Origin of the sequence: Parapedobacter brassicae, assembly GCF_051400755.1 — a bacterium.
Lineage (GTDB): Bacteria > Bacteroidota > Bacteroidia > Sphingobacteriales > Sphingobacteriaceae > Parapedobacter.
On sequence record NZ_JBLFFL010000001.1, the window covers coordinates 492,302 to 504,888 of the forward strand.

Annotated in this window: 5 protein-coding genes; all 5 read right to left on the minus strand. The window is 53.2% G+C overall.

The features are described from left to right. Positions 1-11 precede the first annotated feature (11 nt). The 5 genes from ACMGDE_RS02055 to ACMGDE_RS02075 are packed head-to-tail and all read right to left on the minus strand — an operon-like array spanning position 12 to position 12,291. Positions 12-1,829, minus strand: coding sequence for a glycoside hydrolase family 71/99 protein (locus ACMGDE_RS02055; protein WP_436831089.1), 1,818 nt, complete (start codon positions 1,827-1,829; stop codon positions 12-14). An 11-nt stretch (positions 1,830-1,840) separates the two neighbouring features. Continuing rightward, positions 1,841-4,021, minus strand: a complete 2,181-nt coding sequence (locus tag ACMGDE_RS02060; RefSeq protein WP_436831090.1) for a RagB/SusD family nutrient uptake outer membrane protein — start codon at positions 4,019-4,021, stop codon at positions 1,841-1,843. A 32-nt stretch (positions 4,022-4,053) separates the two neighbouring features. Then, positions 4,054-7,167, minus strand: coding sequence for a SusC/RagA family TonB-linked outer membrane protein (locus ACMGDE_RS02065; protein ID WP_436831091.1), 3,114 nt, complete (start codon positions 7,165-7,167; stop codon positions 4,054-4,056). A gap of 48 nt (positions 7,168-7,215) precedes the next feature. Next, entirely contained in the window at positions 7,216-9,111 is a 1,896-nt protein-coding gene (locus tag ACMGDE_RS02070; RefSeq protein ID WP_436831092.1) for a RagB/SusD family nutrient uptake outer membrane protein, read from the minus strand. A 12-nt stretch (positions 9,112-9,123) separates the two neighbouring features. Continuing rightward, positions 9,124-12,291, minus strand: a complete 3,168-nt coding sequence (locus tag ACMGDE_RS02075) for a SusC/RagA family TonB-linked outer membrane protein (RefSeq protein ID WP_436831093.1) — start codon at positions 12,289-12,291, stop codon at positions 9,124-9,126. Between the last annotated feature and the right edge of the window lie 296 nt (positions 12,292-12,587).

Below are 12,587 nucleotides of genomic sequence, written 5' to 3' on the forward strand. Positions count from 1 at the left end.
ACGAATGGTGCTTAACGAGCGCTGTAGATAAAATTAAACCGGCCACCGGGTGCGGAATCGCCGTTGACATAAAAATCCATGATATTCCCGTTCTCCTGCATGTTGTCGTTCCACTTAAACTCGATATCCACTTCCCGTTCGTCCAAACCCAGCACCTCCTTGGCAATCGCCAGCTCGAGCTTACTGTGGTTGACCGCAAAAGGCACCTTGGCCACTGCTTCCCATTCCCAGCGGTTGCCGACGTTGCGTTCGACCACCGCTTTATTGCCATCCGGACTCACCCGGTTAACGATTACATCATATCCATTCCATCCGGTTGCTTTGTCGCGGTCGATATCGATCAGTAGCATCATCCAGTTGCGGTCTTTCGGAGCCGTCAGCTTTTCGGCCGCCTCCACATAGAAATACAGGTGGTCGTCGTCGCGGGCCACCTTTGCCCCAACGATGTCATTCCTTCCCGTACGGTTGGTATAGTACTGGTCATGTCGCCCGCGATGATCACGGTGCAAGGTGTTGCCTTTATAGTGGCTGTAATGTGGCATCACCCCTTCCCAATCGCCCCAGCGCCCCATGCGGATCGTTTTTGGCTCCGATACACGTTCCCCGGGTGCCATGCCTTTGAATTTCCGCACATTGTCTACCAACTGGAGGTAATACACATCCCCCTTGTCACCCCACCCTTTATTCGGTTCGATATCCCGGCTATGATTCCAGTCAAACTGATCGACGAACGAAAAGGGATCGCCCGTCCAGCCGTGCTCCGGCAGCCATTGTCCGGCGATATACTCATTCCACCCGGTGACAAACACCAATTCCGGATCCACCTCAAACGCCCGATCCCATTGCTCCTGAAAATTCCAGCCATACAGGTATCCATCCGCACGCGGGTCGAACCCGTTGCGTTGGCTATAACTGCGCCCGTAGGTACCCGGCAGGTTGAAGGCACTGCAATGGCCACCCGTGGCTGGTCCCGCATTCTGTGCAACCCCCACGGTCACCTGTTCAAAGGTGCCGCTTTCGCTCTTGACATAGCCGTGTTGCGGATAATTTTCGAGCCATCCCCACTGGTCGTTCCGTTTTGGCCCATCCACATAATCGGGCTGGCCCGGACGGAAGGTGAAAAACTCCGCGATCTCCCGGTCTTCCTCCGTATCGCTTAAGTTATCGGGGTAGCCCATGATGCAGGGTTTACCTTTCCACATAAACCAGAGGTTTTGGTACCTTTCGGGTTTGTATACATCCCGGTACAGCTGCCGCAGGGACACCAACGCGTTGGGTACCGGCCCGAACGGAAGCATAAAGGCGATCTTGGGAACCTTGACGCCATCGCGCTGCGCTTGGTCCCATGTCTTCATCAAGGCTTCATACGAATCCTGCCAGGTAAGGCTCCCATTGGTGCAATCGAAAAACACCGCATCGACACCGGCGTCTGCCAGCATTTCGGCATGCTTGCGCAGTACCCAAGGATCGGTGGTTTTATAATACCCGAAAAGCGGTTGGTCCCAGTAGAAAAACCCGGGCTTCTTGGTGCCCCACGCCGGATGGTTATAATCTTTCATCGCTTCCGGATGCTTCCGGACGATCTCGGTAATGTTCTTCACCTGATACGTGGTATCATCTTCCCCCTGATGCCATGTCCAGTAGAACATAGCTACAAATTTCTCCTGTTTCTTGTCGCCGGCCGATTGGTGATCGCGGGCCTTCCGGCCCAGGGCATCCGTCAGCGCCCACTGGTCGCTGTTGATCGTCTGGCCAAAAAGGACCGACGGCAGCAACGTGCTCAACAATACCCCAATGGGGATCAGTTTCATCATGGTTGTCATGTTCATGTTTGTCATACTTAGTCCAGCCATCCGGGGTTCTGCCAGTTTTCGCCACCCAGCCCGATGATTTTGTCTACATCTGCCTGATCAATGGGATACATCAGCCATTTATCGCCGGTGGTGTTCCGGTTGACGAGCTTGAATCGGTTATATCGGTATTCATCGCCTGACCGCTCAATCCGCATCCCGGTAACGAATCCGTCCGTCTCACCCATGATCTTCCATCGGCGCACGTCGAAAAACCGGTGCTCTTCGAAGGCCAGTTCGATACGTCTTTCATTCCGGTACCGTTTTTCGAATTCCTCAACGGGCAGACCCATCGGCAGTGCCGGCATTCCTGCGCGTGCGCGCACGGCATTCACGGCATCCCGGGCACTCATGGAAATGCCGCTTGCCGAAATGGTGGCCTCGGGGCCTGCAGACTGATAAGCAGATTCGGCAAAATTCAGGTACACCTCCGCCAATCGAAAGAGCCGGATATACCCATCTGCGTTATTCCCGCTTCCAGAGCGGTAATTGTTGAACTTCCGCAGGTAGTACCCCGTCCGGGTATTTTTGACGTTGGTGGAGGAGATGCCTTCCCGTCCGCCGACGAACGTTTCAAGCCCACCACCGCCACCCGAAGACTCCGTGATCCGGATATTCCGGATGTTGATATTCTTTCCAGAGGCTGCCCCCAAATCAAACCGGATCACATCGCCTGCATTTCCCCAGCCGAAGGTTCCTACACTCGGTCCAATGTCAATGGTATGGGTGGTCCAATCGGCCGATGCTGGAATATTGGGATAGGTGGTAGACCTCCCGCCGGCAATGGGACTGAAAAAGAGTTCCGGTCCGTCGATGCCTGTCGCGCTTCGGTACTCAAAGCTCAGTACCATATTGGGGTATCGATTCAACGCAGACGTCAGTGCCGACACCTGAATAAACGGATCCCCGCCAGTGGTCGTAAGGCTATAGTAGTCCTCCACTTCCACTGCATTCAGTTGGTTGGCCGTCCCCAGCTGGAGGGAAAGCTCATATTCCTCGCTGGCCGCCGCACCCAAGGTCTTTGGCGCACCATTGTAATAGATGGATGCGTAAAACCGGGGATCCCTGCCCGCATATGGGTTATCGGGGTTATAGCCCGACGCCTCATTAACGATTGGCTCCAAATGGTCTGCATCGGCATACCCCAAGATGGCTGCCTGGCCATTGGCCATCTCATAGGCATCTACCAATTCTTGCGAAGGGTTGGGGCCGGATTTTTCCTGCCCGGTGGTCGATGGCAGCCCGGCGTACTTCCACACTTCCTTCTGCCCGCCGGCTTGATAGATGGTTTCCTTGTCGTATGACCGCCTGTCATTCGGGTCGGTAATGAAGTACAGCGCATATGCGTTTTGGGCGGCATTGGGTGCCGGTTGGTCATCAAATAGCTGATAGTCGTTGGCCAGCAACTGTGATAAGGCTTCGGCATTGATTTGCGTCGCCCGTTCCCAGGTATAGGTCCCGTCGGACCATAGCGGACTGGCCGCATAGGTGGCCGCTTGAGACTTGATGGCGTAGGCCACCGCGCGGGTCATGATCCCATTTTGGTTTTCGTAAATGGCCCAGTGAAAACCCAGTTCCGTGTCGGGTACAGCAAGCGCCGCATCGCAGTCGGCCAGGATAAAGTCGACAACCTGCGCAAAGGAGGCCCGCTGATCCGTCGAAAAGTCATGACCGATCTCCAGCGGCACATCCAATAGTGGCACCCCTCCATAACGCTTGATCAGTTGCAGGTAATACAAGGCCCGCAATGTCCGAGCCTGCGCCACCCAGCCGGCTTTTTCCTCTTCGGAGGCGTATACCGTCGCGGTTTTCATGTTTTCGATGAATACATTGCATTTCCGGATACCGATATACAGCATTGACCAAGGGCTACCGTCTGATGAGTAGCTCGGGTAGTTGGACGAGGTGACATTGCCGGCGTACCAAAAGCTATATTTAGGTGATCCCGTCCCGTTCATATCACCGTTCTCCGACTCGTCGGTGTAGGAGGCCCTGTCCATATCCGGATGCGGAAGATAACCGTAGCATGAATTCAGGTAACCCCTTGTCCGATTGTAATCAGTAAATATCTGATCGGTAGTAATCCTGCCATCTGAGGGCAGCTCGAGTTGCTTGTTGCACGAAGTCGCCACACACAACAATACCCCCGTTACCAAACTTAATTTTTTCATAATATCTCTCCTATTATATCAAAATAGCTGCGTCAAAAGAATAAATTCACACCCACGTTGTACACCCGATAAACCGGGATCGCTCTGAAACCCTCGCCTTCGGGACCGAAATCAGCTGTCTTCATGTGATCCCACGTCAACAGGTTTTGTCCTGATAGGTGCACCCTGATTTTATGCGCCCCCAGTGCCCCTGCTGCATTCCCCGTAAGGGTGTATCCCAGATCTACGTTCTTGAGCCGTAGGTACGATCGGTCATAGACATTAAAACTGGAGTTTACGTGGCTCGAAGATGCTCCCGTAGATAAGGCCGGATAGGTGATTTCTTCACCGTTTTCATAACGCTCGGGTGTCCATGCCTGCTGGTGAAGCGACGTAAAAATGCCGTCGAGATCATTTTCCCAGACGCCGATGCCCGACATGAATCGGGAATAGCCACCCAGTCCCTGGAACAGGACATTCACGTCAAAGCCTTTGTAAGTGAGGCCACCATAAAACGAGTAGATATATTGAGGTATTGCACCACTGCCAAGCGGAGCCTGATCCTTATCATCCAATAAACCATCTCCGTTCAGGTCGATGAACTTCAAATCGCCCAGCCGTGGGTCGATGTTATACTCCACCGTATTGTTGTCCAGCTCCGTCTGGGTATTGAAATAGCCATTGCCATTGCTGTAATCCACCAGGTAACCGAACGCCTGTCCATACGCAAAGCCTTGGGACCGGTAGCGATAGGCATAATCTTCGGTGCGTATGGCTTCATCCACGAAGACGACTTCGCTATCGTTGTACGACAGCATCCCCCCGAGCGTGAAACGCGTGTGTTGGTTCAGCGCTTTTTGGTAATCAAGGGCGACTTCGTATCCTTGGTTTTCGAACACGCCGCCGTTGATCGATGGATAACTATTCAACGGGATTCCCTGATATGACGGGATCGTATTGGCAGCATCGATCACCATATTTTCCATCTTTTCCTTGAATACGTCCACGGAAAGGGAAAACGCGTTGAATAATCCCACATCCAGCCCAAGGTTGGTTTTAGTGGCGATCTCCGCCGCTAAATCGGGATTGCCAAAGCCATGCTCGAGAATCAAATATTGCAGATAGGGGATACTGCCTCCCGCAGCCGCCTCGATATCATCCAGATAGGAATAGCGGGCCAAACCACTTTGATCATTCGCGGTTTTGCCCCATGCCGCGCGCAGGCGCAGATTGGTCACCACATTATTGCCCGCGAGAAACCCTTCGTTGGATATCGCCCAAGCGGCAGAGAAAGCCGGAGTCGCCGTATACCGCTTATGCGGAGCATATTGTTCTGATCCCGAGTATCCAAGCACCGCACGCACGAAATACCGATTATCGTATCCGTAGTTGGCATCGATGCCGGTGCTCAACCGGTTATACGGCAGCAGGTCTGGCGAATTGGTATTGGCCTTGGTCAGATTCTGGAAATAGGCATAGGCCGTACCGCTCACCTCATGCACGCCAAACGTGCGCTGGTAGCTGAGCACACCGTTGTACGTGAGGTGATAGTAGTGGGAGTGCCCTTTGCTATAGGCCAGCGGACTATTGGTGTTTTCGGTTTTGCGGAAAAATTCCAGCTCGGTAGTATTTTCCGACCGGCGCTGCCAGCGCTCGTAGTCTTGCAGCGTATTGAGACTGCCCACCGAATTGGTCTGATAGGCAAAGAGACCCGTCAGTGTCAACCCTTTCGTGAAAAATCCCAGATCCGCATTCAACCCGAACTGCGATGTGATGTTGGTGACGGTATGATTTCGATAGCCCGAACGGTTCAACCGCCCATAGGTCGGCTCGCCGATCAGCTGGGTGGTCAGCACTTGGTCGCTGGAGGGGGTGGGTTGCCCGGTTTCAGGATCGATGACCGTTGGCGTGAAGGGGCCATACATCGTCGGGGGCAACTCGAAGATACTGCCATACACATCTGCGACACTGGAACCGGGGGTACGCTCCCGTTTGACGTTCCCGGCGAGCCGGACAAATGCGCTTAAATAATCATTCAGCTTCATATCGACATTCGAACGGTAGTTTACCCACAGGTTCACCGGATCCGTCTTATACTCGGGTTGATCCGTGTTGTAAATACCTCCCTGACGCATGAAATTCGCATTGGAATAGAAGGTGATCCGGTCATTGCCGCCCGTGACATTGACCCCGACGCGCTGCATATTGCTCAGGTCCTTCATGAAATACCGGTACCAATCGTTACTGGGGTACAGCTCTGGACTGTCGCCGGATCGGAAATGGGCGATATCTTCTTCGGTGAAAAACGGTGATAAGCCATTGTTTGCCGCCGCTTGGTTGCGCAACGCCGCATATTCCGCGGAACCGATAAAGGTAGGCCTGGTGGTCATTTGCTGGACGGCATGATCCAGGGTGGCCGAAACATTCAGCGGCCCTTTGCGTCCCCGTTTGGTTTTGATGACGATGATGCCATTGGCGCCCAGGGTCCCGTACATGGCCTGGGAAGCGGCATCTTTCAGGATACTGATGGATTCGATCTCATTGGCCGAGATATACTCCAATGTCTGGTTCGCATTATACGAGGTGATGATGCCGTCGATCATGGCCAGTGGACTACTACCCCTCGCGGCGGAAACGCCCCTGACGTATAAACTGGTATTTGCCCTGGACAATTCGGAGGTAGCTTCCTGGGTAATCAACCCGGGGAATCTGCCCGCAAAGCTCATGCGGAGGTTGGCTACGGGTGAGCGTTCGAGTACGCTCCCATCTACGGACGCGACTGAACCGCTGAGCGCCCCCCGCCGAATGACGGAATAACCCAATTCAACCTGCTCATCGGTCCCGTGGATATCATCCTCCAATACGGCGTCTACCTTTCTGGAATCACCGATCGCGATTCGCTGGGTCTTGTAGTAGGTAGCTGAAATCAGCAGGGCATCGCTCTCATCCGTGATGTCAATGGTATATTGACCGTCATAGGCTGTAGAAGAGCCATTCTTGCCATTCGCAGACGTGATGATAGCGCCCACCACGGGTTTGCCCCACTGGTCCTGCACCTGCCCGGTCACGGTCACCACCGTTTCATCTTGTGCCGTAGCATCGATGCGCAAAAGGCACATCATCAAGCAGCACAGGGCATATATCTTATTTAATCTGATCTGGTTCATAAGTGTGATTTATTCGTTCACGTTCGTTTTCAATTGCTTCCCGTCATCCTACCACCCGGGGTTCTGCCAGTTTGCACCGGTGATCGCCAGCAGCCTATTGGCTTCGGCCAAGGGGATGGGCACCAACAGGAACTTGTTGGTATAACAAAGCCTACCTTCTGCTCTGACAGACCGGCGCCCATAGGTGTAGGTGCCGTCCGTATTGCGCGTAATCGCCGCTGCGGTGATCCAACGATCCGTTTGGGTAAGATCCCCCTCGGGCGAAGACCATCTTCTTACATCGAAGTAGCGGTTTTCTTCGAACGCCAGTTCGACGCGCCGCTCATGACGCACACGCGTGATCAACTGCTCTTGGGTCAACCCCTCTGGTAACGGGGGCATTCCTACCCGGTTGCGGATCTCATCAACGGCGGCTTTGGCTTCGTCGAGGTGACCCGTCTCCGCTGCTGCTTCCGCAAAATTGAGAATGACCTCACCCAGCCGGAACAGCTTCCAATTAGCCCCGCTCACGGGATTATCATTGCCTGATGTGGGATGCAGGAACTTACGCTCGAAATACCCCGTGCGGGTGGCAAACCGGTTGCTTTCGTGAATGCCCGTCCGCGGCTCGCCGATATACGTGGCGATGACGCGTGTGCGATTGCCGTTGCTGGCCGGATAATTCTCGGGAGATTCCGATGATTCGGTGAAATTCCACAGCGCTTTTCGTTTCGAGCCGTTGTAATAAATCGACGCATAAAAACGCGGGTCTCTGTTTTCATAAGGGTTCTGCGGGTCGTATACGGTATTGCTGGGATTGTAGTTTGGCTCCAGGTGCTTCTCGTCCAAATAGGGATTTTCCAGGTCCAGTATGGGCTGTCCATCGATGGTTTCATAAGCATCGACCATTTCCTGGGATGGACATGTGCCCGATTTGTAGCCATCCTGCGCGCCTATGCCGTCGATGTTCCAGATATTGCCCTGCCCCTGCCTGCTTTGGTACAGCGTTTCCTTATCGACCGGATTATTGGAGTAGGCCATCGTATTGGTAAAGTACTCGTTGTATAGTGCCGCCTTCTCATTGTTATCCGGACCGAAAAACGAGGTTTCTGATTGGTAGGTCTGCGGGAAGTTGACCTGGTTGTATAATTCAAAGCCCTGGGCCCGTAAATTGGCAAGCGCGGTTTTATTCAGTTCATAGGCTTCCTCCCAGTGATCCTGCCCACCATTAAATAGGGGGCTGGCGGCAAAGAGCATCATCTTGGATTTGAGTGCTTCGGCCATCGCCTTGTTTACGCGGCCGGCCTCGGCCCCAGAAGTGATCCGGTAGGGCAGCTCCTCGGTTGCCAGGGCCACGTTGCAGTCTTCTTCGATGAATTTGACCACCTCGTAAAAGCTGGCTTTGGTCAATCCCGAGAAATCGGCGTCAAATTGATAGGGTTCGCGGATGATCGGCAGTGCCGCGCCGAACCATTTCAGCAGCTCGGAATAATAATAGGCCCTGAGCAAGTGGGCCTCCGCTTTCCAACGCGGTCTATTCTGCTCGTCTATGACGGTGGCGTTGTCTATGTGGCTGATGAATACCGAACAATTATAGATGCCGTTCCAGTACCGGGCCCAGTAGTCGCCGTTTCCATTTTCGGCACTGACATTGGCAATCGGATGGCTTCCGGCAGAGGCGGCGCCGTTGTACATCCGCCCGGCCATCAGTCCCGACTCCGCCTCCGCATCCGTATCCCAGGCCTCGTCGCTCCACACCACGGGACCCCTACTCCAGAAAAAATAGAGCGTCCCCTTACTAGGCATATTATTGTAGCAGGAGTTTAAAAACGCCCGCACCTTGGCATCGTCTTCAAAGACTTCATCGATCGATAGTTTTCCATCTGGAGCCATGTCCAGCGCCTTGTTGCACGAACTGCTATATACCACGCCGAGCAGCAAGAATATTAGTTGTCTTAATTTCATAACCGGTTCGCTTTATAGGGTTAGGTTTAAACCAAAATTAAATGTTTTCGTAATGGGGTAGCCCAATGAATCGCTGTTTTCGGGATCCAAGTGGTCCATCTGCAGGCGGTCCCACACATATAGGTTCTGTCCGCTGGCGTAGATCCGCAGCGCACGCACACCAAACCGTTCGAACAGCTGGCTGGGAAGGGTGTACCCCAGTTCGACATTTCGGAGGCGGACAAACGACCGATCCATGATGAAAAAGTCATTAGCGGTATGATTGGTTGTCGTTTGGGTGCTCAAGGCCGGATAGGTGATCGCCTCACCGCTGGCGTAGCGCTCGGGTGTCCACGCCGTCCGTTGATAGCCGAAATAAGTACCCAGCTTGATGTTTTCGTATACCCCTTGATTGGCATATCCCGTAGAAAAACGGCTGATCCCCTGAAAAAATATACTGAAGTCCAATCCCTTATAATCAAATCCGACGTCAATCCCGAAAATACTTCCGGGAATGCTCGTGTATTTGATAGGCGCCTGGTCTTTATCATCCACGGTACCGTCACCATTCAAATCAACGTACTTGAAGTCGCCCAACCCCGGCGTACCGAATCCATACGTAGTATGCGAGAGGTATTCGTCCAATTCTTCTTGGGTGTTGAAATACCCGTTGCCATTGCTGTAATCGATTTTATACCCCCAGGCTTGTCCCAGCGAAAAGCCCGTGGTGCGGTTTTGATAAACATACGTTTCGTCGCGCATGGCTTCATCCAGAAACTTTACCTCGTTTTTGTTAACCCCGTAATTGCCTCGGATACGAAGATTGAAATCATGGAATAACTGCTTATTATAGATTAGCTCGAGCTCAAATCCTTTGTTGTCTACTTCCCCCATGTTGACTTTCGGGATATTGCCCAACGGAATCCCCTGTAACTCGGGCACCGTCCCCCGTGAAATCAGGATATTGGTCCGATTTTCGATGAAATAGTCAAACACCAGGCTCAGGCTGTTGAGCAGCTGCAGATCTACACCGTAATTCTGTTTCAACGCAATCTCCCAGCCGATGTTGGGGTTACCCAATAATCCTTGGTTAATGCCGCCGCCCAGGCTACCCAATGGTCCACCGCCCAGTGTGATATTATCCTGATACAAGAAGCGTGCGGTACCGATCTGGTCATTACCGACTTTCCCATAGGACGCCCTCAACTTGAGGTTTGTCAACACCGGGCTTCCTGAAAGAAACGATTCGTTGCTGATGACCCAACCGACCGAGACCGCAGGGAAAAAGCCAAAGCGGTTGCCAGGGGCAAACTGTTCGGAGCCGTTATAGCCGACGTTCACCTCAGCGAGGTAGCGATTATCGTATCCATAGGTCGCACGTCCAGCCAATCCGACCACATTGAAAGGTATTTCACCACCGGTGGATTCCCATTTGTCCCGCTGCCCGAGAATCATGCCAGTTACCTCATGCTTTTCGGCAAATGTCCGGGCGTAGTTGATGGACCCCTGCAAATTGATGTTGTAGCGAGAGTCTGCCGCCTTGATCAGCTTTAGCAAGCTTTCATCCGGCCGCATGATGGCATATGACAGCTCATCGGTCTCGTAGTTGATATTGGCCACGTAGAGGCGTTCGCGTTTCTCCCCCTGCATCGCTGTGGTCGCCCGTGTATCGTATGAAACCATGCCTTTCACGCTCAGGCCTTCGGTGACCAGTTTTCCCAGATCCCATTGCATCCCCAGCGTGCTGTTGAGGTTGGAGCGCATTTCATTACGGTAGCCCATTCGGTTCATGATCTCGAAGGCAGACCGATCGAGGTATCCCGGATCGACGATCTGTCCGGGTTCTACGCCAAAACCATCGATCGTTGTCGGACCGGGCGTCAGGGGCAGGATGGTCTGTGCCTGATAGAACAGGTCGCGTATCATCCAGTTGGTGTCGCCTCCACCATACAGCCAAGCGGCTGGCATGTTCACCTGCTCAATATAGCTTCCAATGTTTAAGTAGGCCGACAGGGACTGGGAGATGCGATAGTCCAGGTTGCTGCGGAAATTGTAGCGGTCCAGCCAGGATGAGGCATCATAGCCCAATGCCGACTCCGGCTCTACCTTGAGGTTTCCACCTTGGTGGAGATAGGCCGCATTGACGAAATACGATACTTTGTCGGTCCCGCCAGTGGCATTGACATTCAGCCTGGTCTGCGGAGTATACCTCGAAATGAACTCCCGATAGTAATCATGATCTGGATACATGTAATTCCGGATGGCCGCCTTCGTCGCGTAATCCGGATCAGTAGGATCTAGACCGATCAACGGGTTTAGGTATTTTTCCCGCATTTCATCGGTATAGGGTAAGGTGAGGTTGTCATTTGCCGAAGCCTCATTCCGCAGGTCGATGTACTCCCAGGAGTGCAAGCGTTCGGGTTCTTTGGTCAGGGCGTTATAACTTTGATCCAGCGCGATGTTAAATTCCGTCCGGCCCTCCTGCCCCCGTCGTGTCGTAATCAGGATGACCCCGTTGGCGCCGCGTACGCCGAATACTGCCGTCGCCGAAGCATCTTTCAAGACGCTGACCGACTCGATTTCATTGGCATCCAATGTGCGGATGTTATCCCGCGGTACACCATCGATTAGGATCAGCGGACTCTTTCCGTTCGTCGTAGCGGCGCCGCGCAGATACAGCGTCGCGTCGTCGCGCCCGGGTTGCCCACCTGCGGATTGAAAGGACGTCAGACCAGACAGCCGACCCGCCAAGGATACCGCCAAGCTGGCGGATGAACTTTTTCGGAGCTCCTTGCTGGTTACACTTGAAACAGCTCCGGTAACGGATATCTTTTTCTGCTGTCCGTAACCCACCACCACAACTTCGTCAAGCCCCTCGGTGGACGAGCTCAGCCGAATGTCCACGCGATTGCTGCCTTGTAACGGTTGATATGCCGTATGATAGCCCAAATAGGCAAAAACCAGCGTCGCATCGGCGGGCGTGTTGATGCTATATTCGCCGTTTTCATTGGTTTTGGTACTCATGGCCGATCCCTGTACGCTGACCGTGACCCCCGGAAGCGGACTGCTGTCCAATGAATCCAGCACCACGCCCGTCACGGCGATCCGTTCTTGCGCATAACCGGCGGAACCGAGACCTATGATGGCCGGTAGCAACATGACCATCACGCGCAGCCCCATATACACGTTTTTTATTCCCATAATTTAAAATTTAATGATTGGTTAGCAATATCGATGTTTACGGCGCGCTGAAAAGGCGTTATTGAACGGTCAAGAACGATACAACAATGCGCTTCATCATCGTAGGTTAATTGAAAATGGTTAGTTGCAGCTTATCTACAACACGTATATCATTCCCATGAGCAAGCGTAACGATATCGTCACAGCGGAGTAGTCGGAAGAGCGTGATCCATAATTTCGGTGTCGTTAATTGGTTATAATAACACAAATATAACCCGAGCGCTTTCTTGCGGCAACCCGCTCCATACTGAGGCAAC